Genomic DNA, 24681 nt, shown 5'->3' on the forward strand with positions numbered 1-24681 from the left:
GATCAGCGGTCACCCTTCGGTAACGTCCAGGTGATCGTTCGGTAAGGAGCGGAACGCCCGCCCGGTGGTGGTGCGTTCCCCGGTACGGAAGAACTGTTCCGCACCTGACGGTTCACGGGGGTCGGTAGCGCAGCAGACGGACGAGATTCAGGCAGATTGAGGGGCCGCACCACGATGGCGTTTTGGGACAACCCGGACGTGGACCTGCTCTACGGGGTCAACGGCCTCGCCGAGGCAGCGCCGACCTGGGCGGACCGGCTCATGGAGTACGTCGGCGAGTACGGCATCATCCTCGCGCTGGTCCTGCTCGGCCTCTGGGCCTGGTGGGGGCACACCCGCAAGCGGCCGACCCGCGAGGAGGCGGTCGCCGGCTTCGCCGGGCTGGTGTGGACGCCGCTCGCCGCGGTCGTCGCGCTGATCGCCAACATCCCCATCCGGGGCTTCGTCGAGCGGCCCCGGCCCTTCTTCGACCACAAGGGCCTGGAAGTCCTGATCGAGGGCAAGAGCGACTACTCGTTCGTCAGCGACCACGCGACGCTGGCCATGGCGCTGGCCGTCGGCATCTTCCTGGTCAACCGGAAGCTCGGCCTGATCGGCATCGTGCTCGCCGTCCTGGCCGGCTTCAGCCGCGTCTACATGGGCGTGCACTACCCGACGGACGTCATCGGCGGACTCGCCCTCGGCATGGCCTCGGCGCTGCTGCTGGCCCCGGTCGCGATGTGGCTGCTGACCCCGCTCGTCCGGGCGGTGGCCGGTTCCCCGCGGGTCGGCCCGCTGGTGTGGGCGGGCGCCGGTGAAGCGGACGGCCCCGGCACGGGCGCCCCGCACGGCGCCGGCTTCCCGGAGCGGGAGGTTCCGTTCGCCTCGGGCGCCCAGGACGCGCCGCTTGGCGACCCCGGTCACGGGCAGGGCGGCTACGCCCAGGACGGCCGCCCTGCACAGCTGAGGTGAGCGCCCGCGGAGGCTGACGTTCCGCACGGCTCGGGTGCCCCGGTGATCCGGCAGGGATCGCCGGGGCACAGCTGTGTGCGGGGGAGGTCAGGGGCCGGGTTCCCCGGCGTGCGAGGCGGCGTCCGCGCGGGCGGTCTCGCGGGCCCGGCGGGCCGGACCGCGCCAGCCGCAGGAGCAGTGGGCGCTGAGGAACGAGCCGCGCTCGGTGGTCGCCGTGCGGTGCTCGGGGGCCGGGCCCGGCTCCTGGCCGGGCAGCCGGTCGAGCATCTGGTCGAGAAATCGCTCTGACACACGACCACCGTACCGGCAGCCCGTGACGGCGCCGCCGCGTGCGTCGTTGAACCGGCCAGGGCGAAACGGGGCGAAATCCCTCGTGCGGGTCGGGTGTTGGGAGCGGCGGAGGATGCGGGTCGGGTGGCGGCTTGTCACATGGCGGAGGCGGTGGACGCGCGGGCGGGTGGCCGCCGTGACGCTCGTCACCGCCGGAGCGGTCACCACGGCGCTGCTGTCCGCCGCCGGCTGCTCGGTCGGCGGCGACGCCGCGGGTACGGACGACGGCGCGCCCGTCAGCGGCTCGGGCGGCGCGGGTGTCGGCGACGGCAGGAACGCTCCTGCGCCCCACGACGCGGTACGCGGCGCCGCTGACGTCCTGGTCAAGGCGGGTACGTCGGCCGCGTCCACCTCGATGCTGACCGAGAGCGGCGGCACCCGCCTCGCCGTCGACGGCCGCGGCGCCTTCGACTACGCGCGGGGCGTCGGGCGGCTGGAGGTGCGGCTTCCGCAGGGCGGGCCCGGGTCGAAGCCGGGCGAGCGCAGGCCGATCACCGAACTGCTCGCGCCGGGCGCGCTGTACATGAAGAACCGCGGTGCCGGCGTCCCGGCCGACAAGTGGGTCCGGCTCGACGTCACCCGGCTCCCCGACGGCAACCTGCTGACCAACGGCGCGACCAGCCCCCTCAGCGCGGCCGAACTCCTGCGCGGCGCACGCAAGGTGACGTACGAGGGCGAGCGGACGCTGGGCGCCAGGGACGTGCGCGGCGCCGCCGGGGACATGGGGACGGCGGTGCACCACTACAGCGGCACGGTCGAGCTCTCGGCCGCGGCCGAGGCGGCGTCGCCGCGGGTGCGGAGGCAACTGGCGGCCGCGGCCCGGGGGTTCGCCAGCGGGACGGTTCCGTTTGACGCGTACGTCGACGGGCAGGGGCGCCTGCGGAAGGTCCGGCACCAGTTCCGGTTCGCGACGGGTTCGGCCACCGGCTCGGACGGGACGGCCGTCTCGTCGACGACCTGGTTCCACGACTTCGGCGTTCCGGTACAGGTGGAGATGCCCGATCCCGAGGACATCTTCAGCGGCACGATCGGCTCGTCCGCGCCGTAGCGGCCCGCGCGGCGGGAGCGGCGATTTCCGGCCGGAGCGAGAATCCGCCAACGTGCCGAAGTGGCATACGCGGAGGGTGCACCCTTCCCTACTCTGGGGCACGAGGAGGAGGTGGTGCGGGTGCCGGGTGACGCTGCCGGGTACGAGCTGCGGGGTCCGGCGCGGTCCGTGGCCTGGGACCACGTGGCGCTGGCCGAGATCGAACTCTGCGGCGAGCTGATGATCGCCGCGTCCACCGCCGAGGCGGCGGGAGAACTGCTCAGTCAGGCCCGCATCGACGAGATCCTCAGCGCCTGCGCACCCGGCACGGGCCGGGAGGCCGTCGCGGAGCGGTGGTGAGCCCAACGGGCGTGCCCGGACGGCGAGTTCGGGTCAGGTGCGCAGCAGGCGGGCGATCGCTGCCGTCGCCTCCTCGACCTTCTCGTCCATCTCGGTGCCGCCGTCCTGCGCGGCGTGGGCGACGCAGTGCCGCAGGTGCTCCTCCAGCAGCTGGAGGGCGAAGGACTGGAGGGCCTTCGTGGACGCGGAGACCTGCGTGAGGATGTCGATGCAGTACACGTCCTCGTCCACCATGCGCTGCAGGCCGCGGATCTGGCCCTCGATCCGGCGCAGGCGTTTGAGGTGCGCGGCCTTGTCCTTGGTGTAGCCGTGCTCGCCCGTGGCCGAGTGCGCGGGGCAGGGGGTGTCGGAGGAGGCGGCGACCTCGGCGGCCGCGGCCTCGGCGGTGTCGGTGAGCGTTCCCCGCGCGGCGCCGGAGGTGCCGTCGGAGGCGCTGGTCTCGGCCGTCGTCATGGTTCCTCCAGGGGTGGGGACGGTCGGGCGGGCAGAAGTGGCGCAAAAGGCACGTTCCATACCCCTCGTGGGTATATGGTAGCCGATTTGCCGGAGGGCGGTTCAGAGCACGACCATCCATGCGCGACACTGGGGAAGGCCGCCTCGCTGTGGCCGGATGATGCGCCTAGCATCAACGAGACCAAAACCGATGCACACCGAGGAATCCCAGTGCGCTTTCGTCTGACCCCCAGGGAGACGAGCTTCTACGACATGTTCGCGGCCTCCGCGGACAACATTGTGACGGGCTCGAAACTCCTGATGGAACTGCTCGGAGCGGATTCCTCCGCACGCGCCGAGATCGCCGAGCGGATGCGTGCCGCGGAGCACGCCGGGGATGACGCGACGCACGCCATCTTCCACCAGCTCAACTCCTCCTTCATCACGCCGTTCGACCGCGAGGACATCTACAAGCTCGCCTCGTCGCTCGACGACATCATGGACTTCATGGAGGAGGCCGTCGACCTGGTCGTCCTGTACGAGGTCGAGGAGCTGCCCAAGGGCGTCGAACAGCAGATCGAGGTGCTGTCGCGGGCCGCCGAGCTCACCGCCGAGGCGATGCCTCACCTGCGGACCATGGAGAACCTCACCGAGTACTGGATCGAGGTCAACCGCCTGGAGAACCAGGCCGACCAGATCCACCGGAAGCTCCTCGCGTACATGTTCAACGGCAAGTACGACGCGATCGAGGTCATGAAGCTCAAGCAGATCGTGGACGTCCTCGAGGAAGCGGCCGACGCCTTCGAACACGTCGCCAACACGGTCGAGACCATCGCGGTCAAGGAGTCCTGACCGGCTGTGGACACGTTCGCGCTGATCGCGACCATCGGGGTCGCGCTCTTCTTCACGTACACCAACGGCTTCCACGACTCGGCGAACGCCATCGCCACCTCCGTCTCCACCCGGGCCCTGACCCCACGCGCGGCCCTCGCCATGGCCGCGGTCATGAACCTCGCCGGTGCCTTCCTCGGCAGCGGCGTCGCGAAGACCGTCAGTGAGGGGCTCATCGAGACGCCGCACGGCTCCAGCGGGATGGCCATCCTGTGTACGGCCCTGGTCGGCGCGATCGTGTGGAACCTGATCACCTGGTACTTCGGGCTGCCGTCCTCCTCGTCGCACGCGCTGTTCGGCGGCATGGTGGGCGCGGCGCTCGCGGGCGGCATCGCCGTCTACTGGACGGGCGTGGTCGAGAAGATCGTGCTCCCGATGTTCCTCTCGCCGATCGTCGGCCTCGTCCTCGGTTACCTCGTGATGGCGCTCATCATGTGGATCTTCCGCAAGGCGAACCCGCACCGTGCGAAGCGGGGATTCCGTATCGCGCAGACGGTCTCGGCGGCGGGCATGGCGCTCGGGCACGGCCTCCAGGACGCGCAGAAGACCATGGGTGTCGTGGTGATGGCGCTGACCATCGCCGATGTGCAGGAGCACAACGAGATCCCGGTCTGGGTCAAGATCGCCTGTGCGCTGATGCTCTCGCTCGGCACCTACGCGGGCGGCTGGCGCATCATGCGGACGCTCGGCCGCCGGATCATCGAGCTCGACCCGCCCCAGGGCTTCGCGGCCGAGACCACGGCGGCGTCCGTGATGTACACGGCGTCCTTCCTCTTCCACGCGCCGATCTCGACGACCCACGTGATCACCTCGGCGATCATGGGTGTCGGGGCGACCAAGCGGGTTTCCGCGGTGCGGTGGGGCGTGGCCAAGAACATCATCATGGGCTGGTTCATCACCATGCCGGCGGCGGCGATCGTGGCCGCCGTCTGCTACTGGATCGTGAAGCTGGTGTTCGGCTGACGCCGGTCGCCGTCCGGCGGGGTTCCGTCGCCCTTGCGGCTCGGGGTGCCCCTGTCGGTGCGTCACCGGCCGCGGGTGCGTCGTGGTTCTTCGCGCAGTTCCCCGCGCCCCTTCGGGCGCCGTAGCAACGAGTCGGGCCCGGCCCCCCGCGTGTCCTCGGGGGCCGGGCCCGTTGCCTTGCGGTGGCACCGCCATGCAGCACCGCAAGGAGTTCTCGGTGGATCAGCCGAAGCGGCCGGAGATGTAGTCCTCCGTGGCCTGGACCGAGGGGTTGGAGAAGATCCGCTCGGTCTCGTCGATCTCGACGAGCTTGCCGGGCTGGCCGACGGCCGCCAGGTTGAAGAAGGCCGTGCGGTCGGAGACGCGCGCCGCCTGCTGCATGTTGTGCGTCACGATGACGATCGTGAACTGGGACTTCAGCTCGCCGATCAGGTCCTCGATCGCCAGCGTGGAGATCGGGTCGAGGGCCGAGCAGGGCTCGTCCATCAGCAGCACCTGCGGCTCGACGGCGATGGCGCGGGCGATGCACAGCCGCTGCTGCTGACCGCCGGAGAGGCCGGAACCGGGCTTGTTCAGGCGGTCCTTGACCTCGTTCCAGAGGTTGGCGCCCTGGAGGGACTTCTCGACGACCTCGTCGAGCTCCTTCTTCTTGTAGCTGCCGTTCAGGCGCAGACCCGCGGCGACGTTGTCGTAGATGGACATCGTCGGGAACGGGTTGGGGCGCTGGAAGACCATGCCGATGGTGCGGCGGACGGCGACCGGGTCGACGCCCGCGCCGTACAGGTCCTCGTGGTCGAGCATCACCTTGCCCTCGACGCGGCCGCCGGGGGTCACCTCGTGCATGCGGTTGAGGGTGCGGAGGAAGGTCGACTTGCCGCAGCCGGACGGGCCGATGAAGGCCGTCACGGAGCGGGGCTCGACGCTCATGGAGATGTCGTCGATGGCCTTGTGGGAGCCGTAGTAGGCGGTCAGGCCGCTGACGTCGATGCGCTTGGCCATGGTTACGTCACTTCTTTCGTGCTGAGGGGGAGGCGGTGTCCGGATGCGGGCGGTGGTGCCGTCCGCGCGGTCAGCGCCTTGCTCCCTTGGGGGCCTTCCAGCGGGCGACACCGCGGGCGACCAGATTGAGGATCATGACGACCGCGATCAGGGTGAGCGCTCCGGCCCACGCGCGGTCGATGCTCGCTTCGTTGCCGAGCTTGTACTGGTTCCAGACGTACAGCGGCAGGGACTCCTGCGCACCCGAGAAGGGGTTCGGGTTGATCAGGGGGTTGCCGAAGACCAGCAGCATGACGGGCGCGGTCTCGCCCGCGATGCGGGCGACGGCGAGCATGACGCCGGTGGTGATGCCGCCGATGGCGGTCGGGATGACGACCTTGAGGATCGTCTTCCACTTCGGGACGCCCAGCGCGAGGGAGGCCTCGCGCAGCTCGTTCGGCACGAGCTTGAGCATCTCCTCCGTGGAGCGGACGACCACCGGCACCATCAGGATCGCCAGGGCCATGGAGCCCGCGAACCCGGAGGGCCCGAAGCCGAGGCCGAGGTTCCAGAAGGACAGGACGAAGAGACCGGCGACGATCGACGGGATGCCCGTCATGACGTCGACGAAGAAGGTCACGGCCTGCGCGAGGCGGCCGCGCCCGTACTCGACGAGGTAGATCGCGGTCAGCAGTCCGAGCGGCGCGGCGATGGCCGTGGCCAGGCCGACCTGCTCCAGGGTGCCGAGGAGGGCGTGGTAGATGCCGCCGCCCTCTTCGAGGTTGGTCATCCCGCCCATGGAGTGGGTCAGGAAGTAGCCGTCGACGAGCTTCGAGCCGCGGCTGATCGTCGTCCAGGCCAGCGAGACCAGGGGCACGACGGCGAGGACGAAGCAGACCCAGACCGCGCTGGTGGCGACCCGGTCCTTCGCCTGCCGGCGGCCCTCGACGGCCGTGGTGATGGCGTAGGTGCCGAGGACGAACAGCAGGGCGGCGACGAGGCCCCACTGCACCCGGCTCTCCCAGCCGGCGACCAGCCCGATGCCGACGCCGAGCCCGACGGAGCCGAGCGCGATCGCGGCCGGCGACCAGCGCGGCATGCGGCGGTGCGCGAGCGGCGAGGACTGCGGAGGAGCGGAAGGTCCGCTCGTGGTCTGCGGGGTAAGGGTGCTGTTGCTCATGCGTCTTCCTCCTGCAGAGCTTCGTTTCGGCTCCGCTGCGGCCGGGTGTCCACTCCGCTGCGCTCCGCGGACCCCCAGCCTTCGCTGCTCCTCGACTCGCTCATGCGTTGGCCCCCGAGTACTCCTTGCGGCGGCCGATGATGTACCGGGCGGCGCCGTTGACGAGCAGGGTGATGACGAAGAGGACGAGGCCGGAGGCGATGAGTGCGTCGCGTCCGAAGTCGTTCGCCTCGTTGAACTTCGCGGCGATGTTCTGCGCGAAGGTGCCGCTGCCCGGGTCGAGCAGGTGCCAGGTGAAGAGGAAGCCGGGGGAGAGCACGGTCGCGACGGCCATGGTCTCGCCGAGCGCGCGGCCGAGGCCGAGCATCGAGGCGGAGATGATGCCGGAGCGGCCGAAGGGCAGCACCGACATGCGGATGACCTCCCAGCGCGTGGCGCCGAGGGCCAGCGCGGCCTCCTCGTGCATCTTCGGCGCCTGGAGGAAGACCTCGCGGGTGACGTTGGTGATGATCGGCAGGATCATGATCGCGAGCAGGATGCCGACGGTGAAGATCGAGCGTGCCGGGCTGCCCGGGGTGGACATGTCGAAGATGACCGTCCAGCCGAGGAACTGGTCCAGCCAGCGGGTGAGGCCGTCCAGGTAGGGCACCAGGAAGAGGGCGCCCCAGAGGCCGTAGATGATCGACGGGACCGCGGCCAGCAGGTCGATCACGTAGGCGAGCGGGGCCGCGAGCTTGCGCGGCGCGTAGTGCGAGATGAACAGCGCGATGCCCACGGCCACGGGTACGGCGATGACCATCGCGATCAGCGAGCTGACGGCCGTGCCGAAGGCGAGGATGCCGATGCCGAAGGCCGGCGGGTCGCCCTGCGGGTTCCACTCGAACGCGGTGAGGAAGTTGACCGAGTTTTGGGAGATGGCCAGGTAGGCGCGGTATCCGAGGAAGCCCGCGATGGCGGCCATGATCGCGAGGAGGGCGATGCCGGAGCCGCGGGAGAGGCCGAGGAAGATCCGGTCTCCGGGGTGCACGGCCTTGCCCTTGACCTTCGCGGGGTTGTTCCCGGGGCCCTGGCCGGCGGAGCCGGTTCCGCCGTCCTCGGGCTTCCGGGTCGCGGAGTCCGTCGGCGGCGGTGCGCTTGAGGTGGGAGTTATATCCATGGTGTCTCCGGTCTGGGTGGGGACGTTCCCCTGGCGGCGGTGCACCGGATGGTGGGGCTGAGGGGTTGGCTGCGGGGGCCGGAGGCCGGGGCAGCCGGGGCGGCGCGGCCGGTTCCCGCGGGGGAACCGGCCGCGCCGTGACTCAGGCGAGCTCCGGGATGGTCTTGCGGACCTTCTCGGCGATCTCGTCCGGGAGCGGCGCGTAGCCGATCTCGGAGAGGATGCTCTGGCCGTCCTCGCTCGCCGCGTAGTTCAGGAAGGACTTCGTGGCGTCGAGGGTTTCCTTCTTGTTGCCCTTGTCGCAGGCGATCTCGTAGGTGACCAGGACGATCGGGTACGCGCCCTCGGCCTTGGTCTTGTAGTTGAGCTCCAGGGCGAGGTCCTTGCCCTTGCCCACGATCTCGGCGTCGGCGATCGCCTTGGAGGCGTTCTCCGAGGTGGCCTCGACGGGCTTCTTCGCACCCGTGTCGATCTTGACGCTGTTGAGGCTGTTGGCCTCGGCGTACGAGAGCTCGAAGTAGCCGATGGCGCCCTCGGTCTGCTTCACCTGCTGCGCGACACCGGCGGAGCCGGAGGCGGACTGGCCGCCCTTCGCGGGCCAGGACTTGTCGGCCTCGTACTTCCAGGCGTCCGGCGCGGAGTCGCCGAGGTACTGGCTCAGGTTCTGCGTGGTGCCCGACTCGTCGGAGCGGTGGAACGCCTGGATGTCGGTGGACGGCAGGTTCGCGTCCGGGTTGAGCTTCTTGATCTCCGGGTCGTTCCACTTCTTGATCTTCGAGTCGAAGATCTTGGCGAGCGTCGGAGCGTCGAGCACGAGGTCGTCGACACCGGAGAGGTTGTAGGAGACCGCGACGGGGCCGCCGAGCATCGGCAGGTTGATGCCCTGGCCGCTCTTGCAGACCTTCTTGGACGCGGCGACCTCGTCCGGCTTGAGGGCGGCGTCGGACCCGGCGAAGGCGGTGGTGCCCTGGAGCCACTCCTGGACGCCGCCGCCGGAGCCGATGTCCTTGTAGTTGATCTGGGTGCCGTCGCAGGCGCCCTGGTAGTTCTTCACCCAGGCGTCGACCGCGTTCTTCTGGGCGCTGGACCCGGAGGCCAGCAGCTTGCCCTTGCCGTCGCACTTGATGTTCTTCGCGGCCTGCGCGGTGTCGCTCTTCGGGTTCTGGCTGTTGTCGTCCGACCCGCAGGACGTGAGGACCAGGGCGCCGGAGACCGCGATAGCGCCGACAGCGAGGGCACGAAGCCGGTTCGTGCGCTGAAGCTTCACTTTCGTTCAGTTCCTTCCCATGGCGCCCGCCGGTGTCGTGGGACGGCGCGCTGTGAAGTGGGGACGTGGCCGTATCCGGTGTGCCGACGGCCGGGTACCGGGCCGGAGCGCGGGCTGCTCGCCGTGGGTCCGCGGCTTCCGTGGGCCTCGTGGGGGCGAGGCCGGGGCCGGGGGTGGCTCCGGGTGGCCCGGTGGGGGCCGAGGCACCGGCGTCGGGCCGGCTCTTCAACTGTGTTCGTCTGCTGTTTTCGTTCCGCGTTTCATCAGGCCCGGCGCGTTGCCCCTGGGGCGGGGTGACGCGCTCCGGGTAAGGCTGAAATTAGGTAGATCAGGTGAAGCGGCCGACGGAAGTGAATGAACGCACGGTGAACCTCGGCGGTCGACCCAGTGGCGCCGGGTGAGGCGTGGGCCAGGACACAGCGGCCTCGGGGTACGGCCGTCGCGGCCGGGCCCGTACGCGCGCCGTTCACCGCCGCCGGGACCGTCGCCGCAGGCCGGGCGGGGGACGGGGGCGGGCGGACGCGGTGGCGAGGGGGCGGGTGGACGGTGGTGCGGGGGCCGGGGCGGGCGCGGGATGTGACTGGGCGTGGGCCTGTTGGTTTCGCAGAGTGCGTGGCACCATCCGCTCAGTTGACCGGAGTTGGCCGTTGCCGACCGCCCGCGCGCGGGTGTGGGCGGGGGTGCGGGAGACGCGGGGAGGGACCGATGGTGCGGACGGTGCGGGCGGCAGTCCCCTCGGGGCGGCGCCGGGTCGTGGTGGTGGCGTGCGCGCTCGGCGTACTGGCGGGCCCGGCCGCGGGCGGCGCGTACGCGGCACCGGACGAGCCCTCGCCCGGCGGCGGGAACGTCAGCCTGGAGGAGCTCCGGAAGAAGATCGAGAAGCTGCACGACCGGGCCGGCTCGGCGACGGACGCGTACAACGCGGCCGAGGAGCGGACGAAGCAGCAGCAGCGGGAGATCGTCGGCCTCGCCCGCAAGATCGACCGGCTCCAGGATGAACAGCGGAAGATGACGGACCGGGCCGGCGCCATGGCCCGCGCCCAGTACCGCGCCGGCGGCCTCCCCGACGAGGCCAGGCTCGTCCTCGACGGCGACCCCGACCGTTTCCTGAGCGACGGGGTGCGGCTGCGGCAGGGCCAGCAGGCCGCGAAGGGCTTCCTCGACCGGCTCGGCAGCACCCGCGAGAAGCTCGACCACTACGCGCGGGACGCCACCAGGAAGTGGGAGAGCCTGGAGCAGAACCGGAAGCGGAAGGCCGCCGCGAAGAAGAAGATCACCGGGCAGCTGAAGCAGGCCGAGGAGCTGGAGTCGAAGCTCGCGAAGGACGAACGGGAGAAGCTGCGGCAGCTGGAGGACGAGGCGTCGTACCAGCGGCAGGCGAAGTGGCTGAAGTCCGGCATCCTCGACGAGATCGACAGCAAGGGCTCGAAGGCGGGTAAGGAAGCCATCGCGTACGCCACGCAGCAGATCGGCAAGGACTACGAGTGGGGCGCCGAGGGCCCCACGACTTTCGACTGCTCCGGGCTCACGCTGCGTGCCTGGCAGGCGGCGGGTGAGGAGATACCCCGTACCTCGCAGGAGCAGTGGAAGCAGCTGCCGCGCATCCCGGTGAAGAAGATGCGCCCCGGGGACCTGATCATCTTCAAGCAGGACGCCAGCCACGTCGGCATGTACGTCGGCGACGGCGCGATGGTCCACGCCCCGCGCACGGGCCGCCAGATCACCATCGAGGGCGCGGGCTCCCTCCCGATCCTGGGCGTGGTCCGGCCGGACAAGTGACCGGTGCCGTCGCGGGGCGGTGTGCGGAGGGGTGAGCGGCGCCCGGCGCGGGGTGATCCGACGGGGAAGGTGTGCGCCGTCACGTGAGCGGCGCCACCCGTGGACGCCCCGTTGGCCGGTGCGCGCGTGAGGTCCGTCATAGGGGCGGCGAGGCGGGCGTCACGTCCGGGCTCAACGGGCCACGGTGCGACGGCATATGACGGAGCGAATAGCCGTTGGCCATTCCGTACACACGTACGGGACCGCTATCGTCCCTTCGGAAGCCTGGGACGCCGAGATGCCGACCGCCCGACCAGCGTGGCGCGTTCCGGGCCGGTGGCGCGTCAACAGGGCACGTCGCCGGACCCTCGGGGGGAGGGAAGAGGAATTCGTATGCCCGTACGGGCGCAACGGGAGACCGCGGCAGCGGAATCCCCCGCCGCGGAACCGCCCGCGGCGCCGTCGCGCGCGACCGCCGCGAGGGTGCCGCAGCCGGGCGGCGATGCCGTGCGTCCCGGTACGGACGCGGAGGCCGGTGCGGACGGCCCGGCCGTGACGGGCGAAACCCCCGAGGCCGGCGCGGACGCCTTCGACGGCGACCCGCTGGACGGCGACCCGCTGGACGGCGACGCCGGGCACGAGCCCGGCGGCCGGGGCAGCGGCGCGAACGCCAAGGGCCAGCTCACGCTGCTCGTGATCGAGGACGACCCGGCCGGGAACTTCCGCGTCCCCGAACTCCTGGACGCCGCCACCCCCGACCTGCCCGGCGTCCCCAAGGAACGCATCCGCGTCCGCACCGCCCGCAACCTCACCGAGGCCGGGCGGCTGCTGACCGACGACGTGCAGTGCATCCTGCTCGACCTGGCGCTCCCGGACACCGCGGACACCGTCGCCGACCCCGAGAGCCGCGAGGAGCCCGGCCTGATCCGGACCCCGCCGCACGGCTTCCCCGTCGTCTCCCGCCCCGGAACCTCCGCGTCCGGCGAGGGCGACGGCGATGAGGACGACGAGGAGCCCGCCGAGCTGGGCATCCTGCGGCAGGTGCTGCGGATGGCCCCGCGGCACGCCGTCCTCGCGCTCACCGACGGTGCGGACGCCGAACGCGCGGCCGCCGCCGTACGCGTCGGCGCACAGGACTACCTCTTCCGCGACGAGCTCGACGGCAGGCTCCTCAGCCGCGCCATCCGGTACGCCGTCGAGCGCAAGCGCGCCGACCTCGCCCAGCGGCAGCTGACCGAGTCCCGGCTGCGCGCGCAGGAGAACGCCCGCCTCGAACGCGGACTGCTGCCCCGCCCCCTGCTGGACGGCAGCGACCTGCGCTTCGCCGCCCGCTACCGCCCCGGCCGCTCCCGCGCCCTGCTCGGCGGCGACTTCTACGACACCGTCCGCACCCCCGACGGCACCGTGCACGCGATGATCGGCGACGTCTGCGGCCACGGACCGGACGAGGCGGCGCTCGGCGTCGAACTCCGCATCGCCTGGCGCGCGTTGACCTTCGCCGGCCTCTGCGGCGACGAGCTGCTCGGCAACCTCCAGAAGGTGCTGGAGAACGAGCGCTCCAGCATCGAGATCTTCGCGACCCTGTGCACCGTCGACATCGCGCCCGACGGACGCAGCGCCGGCATCTGCCTCGCCGGACACCCCTCACCGCTGTTCGCGGGCAGCGACGGCGCCGCGCCGACGCTGCTCCCGTACGACGACAGCGGCCCCGCGCTCGGCCTGCTCCCCTCGGCCCGCTGGCCGCGCAGCCACATCGAACTGGGCCGCGCCTGGAGCCTGTTGATGTACACCGACGGGCTGATCGAGGGCCACGTCGGCGAGGGCCGCAAGCGGCTCGGCCAGGAGGGCATGCTCGACATCGTCACGCGGCGGATGGCCGACGGCGAGCGCGGCGAGGCCTTGCTCGACGGCGTCATGCGCGAGGTGCGCGCCCTGAACGGCGGCGAACTCACCGACGACGTCGCCGCCCTCCTCCTCGACCGCGACTGACGCGCCCCGCGCAGACGAAACGGCGGCGGGCGCGGCGGTTGATCCGGAATTGGATCGTCCGCCGCGCCCGCCGCCGTGGTGCCGTCCGGCCTTCCCGTCAGCGTCCGCCGTTGTACGGGCCGTACGGTCCGTCGCTGCTGCTCCCGCCGCGGCGCGGCCCGGAGGAGCCGCCGGTGACGGCCTTGAGCGCGGGGCGTACGTCCACGAGGTAGACGATCGTGGCCACGAGACCGGCGATCTGCAGGATCATGATGCCGAAGTAGTTCGACGCGATGGTGATCCCGAGAAACACCAGCCACAGGACCTTGGTCTGCTTGTTCGCGGCCGGGTACGCGTCGGTGCGCCGCATCGCCGCGTCGATGAAGGCGAAAACGGCCAGCACGAGCAGGACGAGGGAAATCAGCCCCAGAAAACTGGCGAACCCCTGCATCAACACGTTGTCCACATCCCTGTCAGTCCGTATTGCGCCAAAGGTGACGCCTCCCGTTTCCGCCACGGTACCCGGTCGCCGCCCCGCACACGCCTGCCCCGCCCGGCCCCGGCCGCCCGCCTACGCACCGCGTCCGCACGCGGACTCCCCGTGCGGCGGAGCGGTGCCTCCCGGGCCGGAACCTCCGGTCAGGATTCGGACTTGGGGGCCTCGTCCGCCTTCGGCGGGTGGGCGACCTTCACGGGCTCGCGCTCGACGGTCACCTGCGGGGTCCCGTCCTCGGCGTCCTCGCCGCGCCAGGTCTTCACGGCGCCGCGGCCGCGGTCGGCGAACTCGTCGTACGCCTCACGGGCCTTCACCGCGTACTCGGCGGCGAAGCCCACGCCCTGGAGCGCGTAGTGCTGCGCCTGCACGCGGAGCTTCTTGATGTCCGTGTCGACGCTGCCCAGCACCTCGCTGACCTTGGCCTGCGTCTCCTTGGCCTGCTCGGTCAGCTTCGCCTGGACCTCCTTCGGGTCGGTGGCCCGGACGGCCGCGATGCGCTCCGGCGCCTCCTCGCGGATCTTGTCGATGACACCGGCGGCGAAGTACAGCGGGGTCGGGTCGGTGAGGGTCTTGCGGATGTCGTCGGTGATGGGCATGAGGGTCCCTCCCTGGCGAGATTCTCTGCTGGTGGTGCTGGTGGCTGAGCCGCGACGGGAGCGCCGGCCGGACCCGGCCGGTTCCGCTTCGGTGCGGCTACCGGGCGTCGTCGCCCGGGGTGTCCCTGGTGGCCGCGCCGTCCGGTCTGTCCGGCGCTTCCGCGTCCTTGCCGGTGTCCTCGTCGGTCTCCGCCTCTGTGCCGGTGGCCGCCGCCGTCGCCGCGTTGCCCTGCCGGAACGAGTCGTAGATCTGGAGCAGGGCCTGCTTCTGCTCCTCCGTGATCGACGGGTCGGCGAGGATCGCGGCCGGTACCTGGAGCAGGTCGGCGCGGTCCCGTTCGTCGAGGATTCCGGCCTGGACGTACAGCGTCTCGGCGGAGATCCGCAGCGCCTTGGCCAGCTGCTGAAGGATCTCGGCGCTCGGCTTCCGCAGTCCGCGCTCGATCTGGCTCAGGTACGGGTTGGACACCCCCGCGGCGTCGGCGAGCTGCCGCAGCGAGAGCTTGGCGTTGCGCCGCTGCTCCCGCAGGAACTCACCGAGGTCACCGACATTGAGCGAAGCCATGCCCTCAACCCTGCCTCGCCCTGCTAACAATTGCAAGCGACCTGCTAACTCCAGTGTCGCCCCGGCCCCGCGACGAAGGGGCGCCGGTCCCCCGGACCCGGCGCCCCTCGCCCGTACGCGGCGTCAGGCGGTGAACTTCTGCCACCCCGAGCAGTAGTCGGACCCGCCGTCCACCTGCACGCAGCCCCTGATGTTGTAGACCGTCCCGTCGGGGAGGTTCTTGTTGCGCTTCGTGCGGTCGCCCGGGTTCAGGCCGCCGTCGATCTGTTCTCCCGCGTCGGGGACCCCGTCCTTGTCGTACTGGACGTAGATGCGGTTCCCGGGGCTCTTCTGCCGGTAGGTGTGGAACCAGTCGCCCTTGTGCTTGAACTGCACGTAACCCGCGTAGTCCTTGTAGCCGTTGGACGTGTCGTAGACCTTGACCTTCTCGTTGCTGCCCGCCGCCCCCGGCCCGTCGCCGGGCGCGGCGGTGGCCGGCACCGCCAGCGCGCACGCCGCACCGAGCGCCGCCAGCGAGGTCGCCGCGGTCCTGAAGATCCTGCGCATGATCGAACTCCTCCTCCGTCGAGGCGCCGCCCACTGCGCCGCCCGCTGCACACCACCCTCCGTCCCGCCCGCTCCTGACAACACATCAGAACTCTCAGGGGGGTTGGGGCGGCGGGGTCGGTAGGGTCCGGCCATGGGTGAAGCCGAGCGCACGATCCTTGCCACATCCGGCGGTCACAGAGTGGGAGCCCGTACCTGGCTGACGTTCGACGCGCTGGTGCACCACGCCGTCGAACTCTCGGGCGCGCACGGGCGGAAACCTCGCGTCATGTACGTCGGCACGGCGGCGGGGGACGCGGAGCACGTCGCCTCGCGGATGGCCGAGGCCGCCCGCGTCGCCGGGTTCGACCTGACGCCGCTGCACCTGTTCCCCATGCCGAACCTGGAGGACGTGGCGGGCACGGTCCTGGAGCAGGACGTCGTCTGGGTCATGGGCGGTTCGGCCGCGAATCTGCTCGCGGTGTGGCGGGTCCACGGGCTCGACCGGGTGTTCCGTCGCGCGTGGGAGGCGGGCGTCGTGCTCGCGGGCGTCAGCGCCGGGTCGCTGTGCTGGTTCCGGGGCGGGCCGACGGACTCCTTCGGGCCCGAACTCCGGCCACTCACCGACGGGTTGGGGCTGCTGCCGTACGGCAACGGTGTCCACTACGACAGTGACGCCGGGCGGCGCCCCCTCGTGCACCGGATGGTCGCCGACGGGCTGCTGCCCTCGGCCCACTGCACCGACGACGGCGTGGGCCTCGTCTACCGGGGCACCGAACTCGCCGAGGCGGTCGCGGAGGCCCCCGGCAAGGCCGCGTACCTCGTCACGCGCGACGCAGGGTCCACCGCTGAGCACCGCCTCACGCCTCGCCTGCTCCCCGCCCCGCGCTGACCTGGCCGGTTCCGGACGCGGAATGCGAAGGATGTCCGGCTGTGTGACCGTGAAGGCGGGTTATGCGGCGGCGCGTGGGTGAGGGACGGCGGCCGGTGAACGACTACCCCGAGGAGTGATCACGATGGGGCTCAAGGACAAGGTCGAGCAGCTCAAGAACGACGCCCAGAAGCGCATGGGCGGTGGCAAGGGGGACAAGGGCGCCCGCGAGGGCGGCGACAAGGGGGACAAGGGCCAGGACATGCGCGAGAAGGGCCAGGACATGATCGACGACGTCAAGAAGCGCCGGGAGAAGTGAACCGGCGCCGAGGTGGGCGGGCCCGTGCGGGTCCGCCCACCTCGTGCGTGGAGGGGTCAGTCGGGGCGCGTGGCGAGGACGACCGTGGCCTCGTGGTCCTCCGAGTGCGCCAGGCGGGCGCGCAGTCCGGCGCGGGCGGTGGCCGCGAGGGCGTGGTCCGCCTGGCGTTCGCTGGTCTCGAAGAGCAAGTGGCCGCCGGGGGCGAGCCATTGGGGCGCCCCGGCGAGGACGTGACGGAGCACGTCGAGCCCGTCCGGCCCGCCGTCGAGCGCGGCGCGGGGCTCGTGGACGCGGGCCTCGGGCGGCAGCAGCGCCACGTCGCCGGTCGGCACGTACGGCACGTTCGCGAGCAGGACGGTGACGCGTCCGCGCAGGCCGGGCGGGAGCGGCGCGTACAGGTCGCCCCGGTGCACCAGGCCGCCGAGCGGGGCGAGGTTGCGGCGGGCGCAGCGGACGGCGGCGGGGTCGATGTCGGCGGCGTGCAGCGTGAGGCGCCCGTCCCGTTCGGGGCCGTACGCGCGGGCCAGGGCCGCGCCCAGCGCGCCGGAGCCGCAGCACAGGTCGACGACGACGGGTCCGGGGTGGCCGGTGAGGAGCGCGGCGGCCCGGTCGACGAGGAACTCGGTGCGGCGGCGCGGGACGAACACGCCCTCGTCGACGGAGACCCGCAGGCCGTGGAACTCGGCCCAGCCGACGACGTGTTCGAGCGGCAGGCCCGCGGCGCGCCGCGCCGTCATGGCCGTCAGCTCGTCCGGCGTGCGGGCCGCGGCGACGAGCAGCGCCGCCTCGTCCTCGGCGAAGACGCAGCCGGCGGCGCGCAGCGCCTCGACCACCGGGGCAGGGGAAGGGGAATCGTGGAAGGGGGAAGGAAGCGGGGGCATGGAGGGCCTTTCGCGCGCGACACCGGAGAGCGGGCGCTCCGGCGGCCTCCTGCGCGGGCCCGGACTACGCCGGACCGTACGGGCCGACCGCCCGGCTGCGGGAGGGGAGCACCCGGCCTGACACAGCGAAAATGGGTCTCACCTCCCAAGGTCCGGGGCACGTCGTACGCCTCGTACGCGTGCCCGTCACGAAACGAGTCGCCCACCTTACACCTGCCGCGTGCGGGCCGCCGGGCGGCAACTTCCGGGCCCGTCCGACGCGTTGACCAGGCTGCTGTGCGGAGTCGTATAGTGACGGCATGGGTTGGTGCAGCAGTGTGGACGGGAGCCTGGCGAAGGCTCGTTCACCGCTGTTCTCGCTGCCGCTCTCCTTTCTGAGCCGTAGCGCCGCGCACGGCCACAGCTAGCGACCTTCAACGGTCCCTGCCGGGCGGCCCGTTCCGTCGCCGTCCGGCGTATTCCGCGCCCACCGCGCACCCTCGTATCCCGCGGGCCCCGCCGACCGCGCTCGGTCCCCGGGACGCTGCGGGTGCGCCAAGTGCTCCGCGTGCCAAGGGTTCTTCGCGATTCCGGAGCTGTCGCGGGCTCGCGTGCGACCCGTACTGCCGTGAGGTGTGACGGCGCGGCCCGTTTCCGACTCGCCTGCCGCATACGGCTTTTGCTGTTTTCTCCCGTTGTTCGCTGCCACTTCCCCATTCACCCGTGTGACTCCGCCCGGTGCGGCCGCCCGCTCGATCAGCGGTGCCGCTGTGCCGCCGACGAAGGGAAACCTCTGTGAAGCTGAGTGCTTTGCTCACCGGAATCGACCACCGTGTGCTGCGCGGCGAACCGGAGCGTGTGCGGATCACCGGGGGAACGTGCTTCGACGCCGGCCGGGCGGTGCCGGGCTCGCTGTACATCGCCGTCCCCGGGCACGAGGGCGGCGGCCCCGAGGGGACGGCGACGGCCGTGCGGCGCGGCGCGACGGCGGTGCTCGTGCAGGCCGGGACCGAGGCCCCGGGCGCCGCCTGCGTGGTCGAGGTGGCCGACGTGCGGCGGGCCGCCTCGCCGGTTTCGGCCCGTTGCCATGGCGAACCGGGGCGCGCGATGGACGTGGTGGCGGTCACCGGGACGAACGGCAAGACCTCGGTGGCCTCGGTCACCGAGTCGGTGCTCCGGCTGGTGGCGGACGGCCCGCCGGCCGGGGTGATCGGCACCGGCGGCAGCCGGATCGGGGACGAACCGGTGCCGATGCCGCCCTCCGTGCTGACCACGCCGGAGGCCCCCGACCTGCAGTACGTCCTCTCCCGGATGCGGGACGGCGGCGTCCGCACGGTCGTGATGGAGGCGACGTCGATGGGCCTGCTCACGCACCGGGTGGACGACGCGTACATCGACGTCGGCGTCTTCACCAACCTCACCCAGGACCATCTCGACGACCACGGCACGATGGAGAACTACCGCGAGGCGAAGCTCCGGCTGTTCCGCGACGGGCTGTGCGGGCACGCCGTCGTCAACCTCGACGACCCGGTCGGCGCGGGCATCCCGGCCCTGATGCCGGACGCCGTCACCACCTACGGGATCGACGCGGCCGGCGCCGACTTCCGGGCCACCGACCTGGTCACCGACATCGCGGGCACCCGGTTCACGCTGCACCACGACGGCCGGAAGTACCCGGCCGCGGTGCCCTTCCCCGGGCGGTACTCCGTCGCCAACGCCCTCGCCGTGCTGGCCGCCTGCCACCGGCTCGGGTACGAACCGGCGCTGCTGGCCGAGGCGTTGGAGCGGGTGCCGACCGTGCCCGGACGGTTCGAACGCGTCGACGTACCGGGCGGGCCCTGCGTCGTCGTCGACTACGCGCACTCGCCCGACTCCCTCGACAAGGTGCTCGCCACCGTGCGCGGCATCGCGCGCGGGCGGCTGATCACCGTCTTCGGCTGCGGCGGCGACCGGGACGAGACCAAGCGGGCCGAGATGGGCCGGATCGCCGGACGGCATTCCGACCTGTGCCTGCTGACCTCGGACAACCCGCGCTTCGAGGACCCGGAACGGATTCTCGGCCACGTCGAGCCCGGACTGGCCGCCACCGGCACCGCCTACGAGCGGCACGTCGACCGCAGGGCCGCGATCGCGCGGGCGCTGGAGGTGGCGGGTGCCGAGGACACCGTGGTGATCGCGGGGAAGGGGAGCGAGCCGTTCCAGATCGTCGGCGCCGAGATGCTGCCGTTCAGCGATGTGGCGACGGTGCGGGAACTCGCGGGCGGCTGAGCCCCGACGGGCCGGGGGCGCCTGCCCCCGGCCCGGGTGGCTCACTCGGCGCCGAAGAGCTCCAGCAGCTCCTTCTTCTCGAACATCCGGGCCGTCTCGACCGCCGTCGGCGCGCCCGCGTGCGGGTCGGCGCCGCCCTCGAACAGCGCCCGTACGACCTCGTCCTCGCCCTTGAAGACCGCGCCCGCGAGCGGGGTCTGGCCGCGGTCGTTGGCGCGGTTCGGGTCGGCGCCGCGCTCCAGCAGGGCCCGCACCGAGGGGGCGTGGCCGTGGTACGCGGCCAGCATGATCAAGGAGTCGCCTTTGTCGTTGGTGAGGTTCGCCGGGACGCCCGCGTCGACGTACGCGGCGAGGGTGTCCGTGTCGCCCTCACGGGCGTGGTCGAAGATCTTCTGGGCGAGTTCGAGCACCTCGGGGTCGTGCGCGGGCTCGTTCGTCTCGGGGGTGGGTGCGTCGGTCATCGCGGGTCGTCCTCCTCGGGGGTGCGTGCCGTGATCGTGCCTGCCGACCGCGCGCCGCGTGCGGTTACTGACGGCTGCCCACTCTACGTACGCACGGGCACCCGGCTCCGGCAGACGCCCCGGCCCGGAACGGGGCCGGGTCAGCGCTTGATGCCGACCCCGGCGTACACCCCGACGTCGGCGGCGGCGACCATGCCGGGGAGCAGGGCCATGCCGTCGGCGGCGAGTTCGGGACGCCAGTCGCAGGTGGCCGTCAGGCCCGGGTCTATGAGCTCCAGCCCGTCGAAGAAGCCCTTGATCTCCTCCCCGTCGCGGAACTGGGTGGTCACGCCCCGGGCGTTGTAGGTGTCGGCGATCTTCTGCATCTCCGGGTCGAAGTCGCAGGTGGCGTGGCTGAGCGCCAGCGCCGAGCCGGCCGGGAGCTCCGCCAGGAGGGTGCGCACGATACCGAAGGGGTCGTCCGGGTCGGCGAGGAAGTGGAAGAGGGCGATCACCGAGACGGCGATCGGCTTGCTGAAGTCCAGCTTGGTCCTGGCGTGTTCGAGGATGCGCTCCGGATCGCGCACATCGGCCTCGATGTAGTCCGTGCTGCCCTCGCGCGAGCTGGTCAGCAGGGCGCGCGCGTAGGTGAGGACGATCGGGTCGTTGTCCGTGTAGACCACGCGCGCGGCCGGGTGCTCGGCCTGCGCGACCTGGTGCAGATTCGGTTCGGTGGGGACGCCGGTGCCGATGTCCAGGAACTGGGTGATCCCGTGCTCCCGGGACAGGCAGCGCACCGCCCGGTGCATGAAGGCACGGTTCTGCCGGGCGGCGACCGTGGCGTTGGGGTACGCCTGGAGCGTGGCCACGGCCGTCTCGCGGTCGACGTGGTAATTGATGCTGCCGCCGAGGAAGTAGTCGTACATCCGGGCGGTGTGCGGCCGGTTGAGGCCGAGCTCGTCATCGATTTCCGGACTCAGTCCGTTGCCGTTCTGGCCGCCGATGTACGACATGTTCTGACCTCCACTGTGCCGGCGGTGCGGAAGGCCCGTTCTCCGCCTCCCAACATCCCTTTCCTACAGCACAGTTGACAGCTCGCACACCCCCTGTGGACAACTGCGCCTGCGGGGGCGACAGGCGCGGACGGCCGCCGAACGCGTGTTCCCCGCAGGGCTTCGCGGCAGCGATCCCGCGGGCCCGGACGGCCCGGCGGCCGGAATCCGCCCGTCAGAAGTTGTCCGGGCACCACGGGCGGACCGGGGTGCGGAAGAGGGTGTCCGCGCGGGCCGCGGCGCCCGCCCGGTGCTCCTCGACCGCGCCCAGCCGGACCCGGCGCGTGGCCGGCTCGTCGCCGAGGTACAGCCGCGCCAACTCGCTCACGTGCAGCGTCAGATCGGCGCTCCGCCCGTCCGTGACCGGATCGCAGCTCGCGCCCTCCGGCCCGGCCTCCAGCCGGAAGCGGCCGCCGGCGTACCCGGCCTCGTCCCGTACCTCCAGCACCAGCTCGCCCTCGGCCGGGTAGTGGCGGGCCCGGAGCATCGCCGGGACGTCCAGCGGGCGCAGCCAGAGGTAGTCGGCGGTGCTCAGCACGCGGGCCGCGCGCGGGTCGGGCAGGAAGTGCGGCAGCGGGTCGTCCGGCCCGCGCATCCCGGAGTGGACGTGGGTGACCCAGTCGATCGACATCAGGAAGTACCACAGCGCCCGCTCGGCCGCCGGGGTCGCGCCGATCAACTGCTGCGCCTTGGCCGTGTAGTCGGGCAGCTGGCCCGTCCAGCGCTCCTCGACGGTGTACTCGACGAGGCCCTGCGGCACGCCGTCCGCGTCCCGGTAGAGCGCGTAGAAGGGGGAGTTGTAGCCGTCGTGCGGGAAGCGGAGCTCGCCCGTCCGCAGCTGCCACCAGTGCGTGTCGCGGTCGACGGCGCCCTGGCTCTGCGGGCCGCGGCGGAACCGCTCGTGCACGCCGGGGCCCTCGGCGCGGATCTCGGCCGGGCTCGCGAAGTCGACCCGGCCGCCGTCGTCCGGGGCCGCGTTCCGGGTGTCGACGCCCGAGCGGGCCACGTCCACGTCGAACTCCGACATCCAGGCCGACGGGCCGAAGCCGTACCGCCCGTAGATCCGGTACTCGGCGGCGACCAGCGAGGCGCACACCTCGCCGCGCTCCTTCGCCGCGTCCAGCCCCGCGCCCATCATCCGCGTCAGCAGGCCGCGGCGGCGGTGCGTCGGCGCGACGGTGACGGCCGAGACGGCGCAGGAGGTGAGCTCGGTGCCGCCCGGCACCGTCAGTTGGTGCGGGAACGTGCTGTACGTCCCCACGCAGCGCCCGTCGTCCTCGAACGCGCCCTGCGCGCGCGGCGCGTCGAGCTTCGCCCAGCGCACCTTCGCCTCCTCCTCGGAGACGTCGGTGGAACGGAGGAAGCCGGAGGCGATGGCGCGCAGCCACGGGAGGAAGTCGTCGGGGGACCGGTCGAGCGTGCGGATGTCGAGGGCCATGGACCTCACCGTAGGAGCCTCCGGGGCTCCCGGCATCCGGTTTTCCCGCCGCCCGGCCCCCACGGGACCCCGGACGGTCAGAACGCCGCGCGGACCTCGCCGACCGGCTCCCCGCCGCCCAGCAGCGGCACCGACAGCCGCTCCGCGAGCCGCTCCAGCACCGCGGCCTCGACGCCCAGCAGCTCCAGCCCGCGCAGCAGCACGGGCCCGACGGCGCGGCCGCCGCCGTCCTCCAGCTTGAAGGCCAGCGCGCGGCCGTCCGGCAGGGCCACCGCCTGCACGGCCTCGACGCCCATCTTGGCCAGCGCGCCCGGGAGTTCGCGCATCACGGCGGTGTCGTGGCGGCGGGTGCCCGCCACGTACTCGGGGTGGCTGCTCATCGCCCGCGCGACCCGGCCCTCGGGCGTGGCCGGGTCCGCGGTCGCGAAGGTGCGGTACATGCGGGCCAGGCCCGTCAGCGAGACCGCGAGCAGCGGGGCGCCGCAGCCGTCCGTGCCGGTGTGCGCGACGGGCTCGCCCGCGGCCTCGGCCAGCGTCCGCTCGGTGAGCTGCTGGAGCGGGTGCGCGGGGTCGACGTAGCTGTCGGTCGGCCAGCCGTTCGCGCGGCAGGCGGCCAGCATCGAGGTGTGCTTGCCCGAGCAGTTCATCGCGACCCGGCTGCGGCGGTGCCCGGCCGCCAGGTACCGCTCGGCCTCGACCGGGTCCAGCGGCAGGTCCTCGGGGCAGCGCAGGTCGGACTCGGTCAGCCCGGCCTCGTCCAGCATCCGGCGGACCAGCTCCAGGTGGAACGACTCCCCGGAGTGGCTCGCGGCCGTCAGCGCCAGCCGCTCGCCGCCGAGCGAGAACGCGCCGTCGGCGGCCTCCCCGGCGCGGAGCACGGCGGCGGCCTGCGCCGGCTTGTTCGCCGATCGGGGGAAGACCGGCGCCGCGGGGTCGCCCCACGCCCGCTCGACCCGGCCGTCCGCGCCCAGCACCACCAGCGAGCCCCGGTGCTGCCCCTCGTGGAAGCCGGACCGCACGACGTCGGCCAGCACCGGAGCCGTCTGCGGGGACGTGAACGAGGAGGTCGGGGAGGACGGGGACGAGGGAGCCATCGGCGATGGGGCCTTCCTGGAGGGGCGACGTCCGCTTCCCCTCGCGTCCCTCCCGCACGCGCCTGCCCCCGGGCCGGGGACGCGGGGTCCGCCGGGCCCGCGGCGGCGGCCGGATGCGGCGCGGGACCGGCTCAGGGCAGCAGGTCGTCTACTTGCGCTTCGCCTTCACGGTACCTTCGTCCGATTTCCGCACTGCAGTCGTCCGCGGTCTGCTGCAGCGTGTGACGACGCCCGGAGACCTGCTGCTCGTACCGGACCAGCCGGGCCATCGCCTCGTGCAGCTCCTGGTCGGTACGGGCCGTGAGGTCGCTCAGCTCGACCTCGCCGAGCATCTGCTCGGCGAGCTGCCGGTACTCCTCGCTCTGCGGCGTGCCCACCGTCACGTGCCGGGCCGAGGAACGGTGCCGGGACGGGCCGTCGGCCAGGATCTCCGGCAGCAGGTCCAGCAGCGGCGACGTCGGCGTCGAGCGGTGCGTCAGCTCCGCGCCGAGGATGTCGATCCGGCCCTGGAGCAGCCGCCGCACGAAGCTCAGGTCCGCCTCCTCCTGCTGCGCCCGCCGCCGCAGCGCGCGCACCTCGGGCAGGGACAGGGTGTGCAGCACGGGACGCTCCGCGTCGGACAGCGACTCGTGCGGGCTCGCGCCGCGCTGTCTCGGCGGGCGCGGCAGCTGGCCGGCCGGTTCGTACGCGGGTACCGGCCCGTGCGCGGGGGCGCGGCGGCCCGGGCGGGCGCCGGGGCGTGCCGGGCCCTCGGACCCGCCCGGACCCGAGGGGCCGGGGAGCCCGGACGGGGAGGCGGGAGCGGCCGGGCGGGGCACCGGCGCGGTGGAGGGCGCCTGGCCCGCCGCGTCGGCGTTCCCGGCGGACGGCTCCGCCCCGTCCCGCCTGGCCGAAGT

At 72.3% G+C, this 24681-nt stretch carries 25 protein-coding genes and 1 pseudogene; 10 read left to right on the forward strand and 16 right to left on the reverse strand.

What is annotated here, in order from left to right; all coding sequences use genetic code 11:
• Positions 1–174: 174 nt before the first annotated feature.
• Positions 175–951, forward strand: coding sequence for a phosphatase PAP2 family protein (locus tag HCC30_RS11945; RefSeq protein ID WP_169442429.1), 777 nt, complete (start codon positions 175–177; stop codon positions 949–951).
• Between the two features lie 87 nt (positions 952–1038).
• On the opposite strand, the gene HCC30_RS11950 is transcribed toward HCC30_RS11945, so the two are convergent.
• Complete coding sequence (locus tag HCC30_RS11950; RefSeq protein ID WP_169442577.1) at positions 1039–1218, reverse strand: hypothetical protein; 180 nt, start codon at positions 1216–1218, stop codon at positions 1039–1041.
• Positions 1219–1417: 199 nt separating this feature from the next.
• Here HCC30_RS11950 and HCC30_RS11955 point away from each other — a divergent pair, with 199 nt between their 5' ends.
• Both HCC30_RS11955 and HCC30_RS11960 read left to right on the forward strand, forming a co-directional pair.
• Entirely contained in the window at positions 1418–2329 is a 912-nt protein-coding gene (locus tag HCC30_RS11955) for a hypothetical protein (protein ID WP_169442430.1), read from the forward strand.
• 120 nt (positions 2330–2449) lie between these two features.
• Positions 2450–2668, forward strand: a complete 219-nt coding sequence (locus HCC30_RS11960) for a hypothetical protein (protein WP_346776593.1) — start codon at positions 2450–2452, stop codon at positions 2666–2668.
• A 33-nt stretch (positions 2669–2701) separates the two neighbouring features.
• Here HCC30_RS11960 and HCC30_RS11965 read toward each other — a convergent pair whose 3' ends face one another.
• A complete protein-coding gene (locus HCC30_RS11965) occupies positions 2702–3121 on the reverse strand; it encodes a metal-sensitive transcriptional regulator (protein WP_169442431.1) in 420 nt (139 codons plus the stop codon).
• A gap of 210 nt (positions 3122–3331) precedes the next feature.
• On the opposite strand from HCC30_RS11965, the gene HCC30_RS11970 reads away from it, so the two are divergent.
• Both HCC30_RS11970 and HCC30_RS11975 read left to right on the forward strand, forming a co-directional pair.
• Positions 3332–3952, forward strand: coding sequence for a DUF47 family protein (locus tag HCC30_RS11970; RefSeq protein WP_169442432.1), 621 nt, complete (start codon positions 3332–3334; stop codon positions 3950–3952).
• Between the two features lie 6 nt (positions 3953–3958).
• On the forward strand, positions 3959–4954 hold the full coding sequence (locus HCC30_RS11975; RefSeq protein ID WP_169442433.1) for an inorganic phosphate transporter: 996 nt from the start codon (positions 3959–3961) through the stop codon (positions 4952–4954).
• 222 nt (positions 4955–5176) lie between these two features.
• Here the strand turns inward: HCC30_RS11975 and pstB are convergent, their stop codons facing one another.
• The 4 genes from pstB to pstS form a co-directional block, all read right to left on the reverse strand.
• Positions 5177–5953, reverse strand: a complete 777-nt coding sequence (gene pstB / locus HCC30_RS11980; RefSeq protein ID WP_169442434.1) for a phosphate ABC transporter ATP-binding protein PstB — start codon at positions 5951–5953, stop codon at positions 5177–5179.
• Positions 5954–6023: 70 nt separating this feature from the next.
• On the reverse strand, positions 6024–7112 hold the full coding sequence (pstA, locus tag HCC30_RS11985; RefSeq protein ID WP_169442435.1) for a phosphate ABC transporter permease PstA: 1089 nt from the start codon (positions 7110–7112) through the stop codon (positions 6024–6026).
• Positions 7113–7212: 100 nt separating this feature from the next.
• The gene (pstC, locus tag HCC30_RS11990; RefSeq protein ID WP_169442436.1) at positions 7213–8268 is read right to left on the reverse strand and encodes a phosphate ABC transporter permease subunit PstC; all 1056 of its coding nucleotides are present in this window, start codon (positions 8266–8268) and stop codon (positions 7213–7215) included.
• Positions 8269–8410: 142 nt separating this feature from the next.
• Complete coding sequence (pstS, locus tag HCC30_RS11995; RefSeq protein ID WP_169442437.1) at positions 8411–9535, reverse strand: phosphate ABC transporter substrate-binding protein PstS; 1125 nt, start codon at positions 9533–9535, stop codon at positions 8411–8413.
• A gap of 705 nt (positions 9536–10240) precedes the next feature.
• Between pstS and HCC30_RS12000 the strand changes: the two genes are divergently transcribed.
• Together HCC30_RS12000 and HCC30_RS12005 are read left to right on the forward strand one after the other, a co-directional pair.
• Complete coding sequence (locus HCC30_RS12000) at positions 10241–11314, forward strand: C40 family peptidase (RefSeq protein WP_169442438.1); 1074 nt, start codon at positions 10241–10243, stop codon at positions 11312–11314.
• 462 nt (positions 11315–11776) lie between these two features.
• The gene (locus HCC30_RS12005; protein ID WP_346776594.1) at positions 11777–13282 is read left to right on the forward strand and encodes a PP2C family protein-serine/threonine phosphatase; all 1506 of its coding nucleotides are present in this window, start codon (positions 11777–11779) and stop codon (positions 13280–13282) included.
• A gap of 97 nt (positions 13283–13379) precedes the next feature.
• On the opposite strand, the gene HCC30_RS12010 is transcribed toward HCC30_RS12005, so the two are convergent.
• The 4 genes and pseudogenes from HCC30_RS12010 to HCC30_RS12025 form a co-directional block, all read right to left on the reverse strand.
• The gene (locus HCC30_RS12010) at positions 13380–13718 is read right to left on the reverse strand and encodes a DUF2516 family protein (protein ID WP_169442440.1); all 339 of its coding nucleotides are present in this window, start codon (positions 13716–13718) and stop codon (positions 13380–13382) included.
• A gap of 218 nt (positions 13719–13936) precedes the next feature.
• Positions 13937–14353: pseudogene (locus HCC30_RS12015) on the reverse strand (hypothetical protein); the annotation flags it as partial.
• A 97-nt stretch (positions 14354–14450) separates the two neighbouring features.
• Positions 14451–14918 carry a helix-turn-helix transcriptional regulator gene (locus tag HCC30_RS12020; protein WP_206323699.1) on the reverse strand — a complete coding sequence of 156 codons (468 nt, stop codon included), beginning with the start codon at positions 14916–14918 and terminating at the stop codon, positions 14451–14453.
• Between the two features lie 123 nt (positions 14919–15041).
• On the reverse strand, positions 15042–15464 hold the full coding sequence (locus HCC30_RS12025; protein WP_169442441.1) for a hypothetical protein: 423 nt from the start codon (positions 15462–15464) through the stop codon (positions 15042–15044).
• A gap of 133 nt (positions 15465–15597) precedes the next feature.
• Here HCC30_RS12025 and HCC30_RS12030 point away from each other — a divergent pair, with 133 nt between their 5' ends.
• Both HCC30_RS12030 and HCC30_RS12035 read left to right on the forward strand, forming a co-directional pair.
• A complete protein-coding gene (locus HCC30_RS12030; RefSeq protein WP_169442442.1) occupies positions 15598–16335 on the forward strand; it encodes a peptidase E in 738 nt (245 codons plus the stop codon).
• A gap of 124 nt (positions 16336–16459) precedes the next feature.
• Entirely contained in the window at positions 16460–16633 is a 174-nt protein-coding gene (locus HCC30_RS12035) for a hypothetical protein (protein ID WP_169442443.1), read from the forward strand.
• 56 nt (positions 16634–16689) lie between these two features.
• Here HCC30_RS12035 and HCC30_RS12040 read toward each other — a convergent pair whose 3' ends face one another.
• Entirely contained in the window at positions 16690–17514 is an 825-nt protein-coding gene (locus tag HCC30_RS12040; RefSeq protein ID WP_169442444.1) for a putative protein N(5)-glutamine methyltransferase, read from the reverse strand.
• 774 nt (positions 17515–18288) lie between these two features.
• Here HCC30_RS12040 and HCC30_RS12045 point away from each other — a divergent pair.
• On the forward strand, positions 18289–19761 hold the full coding sequence (locus HCC30_RS12045) for a UDP-N-acetylmuramoyl-L-alanyl-D-glutamate--2,6-diaminopimelate ligase (RefSeq protein ID WP_169442445.1): 1473 nt from the start codon (positions 18289–18291) through the stop codon (positions 19759–19761).
• A 41-nt stretch (positions 19762–19802) separates the two neighbouring features.
• On the opposite strand, the gene HCC30_RS12050 is transcribed toward HCC30_RS12045, so the two are convergent.
• From HCC30_RS12050 to HCC30_RS12070, 5 genes are all read right to left on the reverse strand, one after another.
• Positions 19803–20222 (reverse strand): ankyrin repeat domain-containing protein, encoded by a 420-nt coding sequence (locus HCC30_RS12050; RefSeq protein ID WP_169442446.1) that lies wholly within the window; start codon positions 20220–20222, stop codon positions 19803–19805.
• Between the two features lie 140 nt (positions 20223–20362).
• Positions 20363–21214: an SAM-dependent methyltransferase gene (locus tag HCC30_RS12055; protein WP_169442447.1), complete on the reverse strand. Its 852-nt coding sequence runs from the start codon at positions 21212–21214 to the stop codon at positions 20363–20365.
• Between the two features lie 214 nt (positions 21215–21428).
• Complete coding sequence (locus tag HCC30_RS12060) at positions 21429–22691, reverse strand: GNAT family N-acetyltransferase (protein ID WP_169442448.1); 1263 nt, start codon at positions 22689–22691, stop codon at positions 21429–21431.
• A gap of 77 nt (positions 22692–22768) precedes the next feature.
• The gene (locus HCC30_RS12065; protein ID WP_169442449.1) at positions 22769–23785 is read right to left on the reverse strand and encodes an asparaginase; all 1017 of its coding nucleotides are present in this window, start codon (positions 23783–23785) and stop codon (positions 22769–22771) included.
• Between the two features lie 131 nt (positions 23786–23916).
• Complete coding sequence (locus tag HCC30_RS12070; protein ID WP_240979535.1) at positions 23917–24408, reverse strand: ABC transporter substrate-binding protein; 492 nt, start codon at positions 24406–24408, stop codon at positions 23917–23919.
• Between the last annotated feature and the right edge of the window lie 273 nt (positions 24409–24681).

It is taken from the genome of Streptomyces sp. HNM0574 (assembly GCF_012726235.1).
Taxonomy (GTDB): domain Bacteria; phylum Actinomycetota; class Actinomycetes; order Streptomycetales; family Streptomycetaceae; genus Streptomyces.

Coding starts and splice junctions, on each gene's coding strand:
- HCC30_RS11945 (WP_169442429.1), top strand. CDS start 175: ATGGCGTTTTGGGACAACCCGGACGTGGACCTGCTCTACGGGGTCAAC.
- HCC30_RS11950 (WP_169442577.1), bottom strand. CDS start 1,218: ATGCTCGACCGGCTGCCCGGCCAGGAGCCGGGCCCGGCCCCCGAGCAC.
- HCC30_RS11965 (WP_169442431.1), bottom strand. CDS start 3,121: ATGACGACGGCCGAGACCAGCGCCTCCGACGGCACCTCCGGCGCCGCG.
- pstB (WP_169442434.1), bottom strand. CDS start 5,953: ATGGCCAAGCGCATCGACGTCAGCGGCCTGACCGCCTACTACGGCTCC.
- pstA (WP_169442435.1), bottom strand. CDS start 7,112: ATGAGCAACAGCACCCTTACCCCGCAGACCACGAGCGGACCTTCCGCT.
- pstC (WP_169442436.1), bottom strand. CDS start 8,268: ATGGATATAACTCCCACCTCAAGCGCACCGCCGCCGACGGACTCCGCG.
- HCC30_RS12000 (WP_169442438.1), top strand. CDS start 10,241: ATGGTGCGGACGGTGCGGGCGGCAGTCCCCTCGGGGCGGCGCCGGGTC.
- HCC30_RS12020 (WP_206323699.1), bottom strand. CDS start 14,918: ATGGCTTCGCTCAATGTCGGTGACCTCGGTGAGTTCCTGCGGGAGCAG.
- HCC30_RS12025 (WP_169442441.1), bottom strand. CDS start 15,464: ATGCGCAGGATCTTCAGGACCGCGGCGACCTCGCTGGCGGCGCTCGGT.
- HCC30_RS12030 (WP_169442442.1), top strand. CDS start 15,598: ATGGGTGAAGCCGAGCGCACGATCCTTGCCACATCCGGCGGTCACAGA.
- HCC30_RS12035 (WP_169442443.1), top strand. CDS start 16,460: ATGGGGCTCAAGGACAAGGTCGAGCAGCTCAAGAACGACGCCCAGAAG.
- HCC30_RS12040 (WP_169442444.1), bottom strand. CDS start 17,514: ATGCCCCCGCTTCCTTCCCCCTTCCACGATTCCCCTTCCCCTGCCCCG.
- HCC30_RS12050 (WP_169442446.1), bottom strand. CDS start 20,222: ATGACCGACGCACCCACCCCCGAGACGAACGAGCCCGCGCACGACCCC.
- HCC30_RS12055 (WP_169442447.1), bottom strand. CDS start 21,214: ATGTCGTACATCGGCGGCCAGAACGGCAACGGACTGAGTCCGGAAATC.
- HCC30_RS12060 (WP_169442448.1), bottom strand. CDS start 22,691: ATGGCCCTCGACATCCGCACGCTCGACCGGTCCCCCGACGACTTCCTC.
- HCC30_RS12065 (WP_169442449.1), bottom strand. CDS start 23,785: ATGGCTCCCTCGTCCCCGTCCTCCCCGACCTCCTCGTTCACGTCCCCG.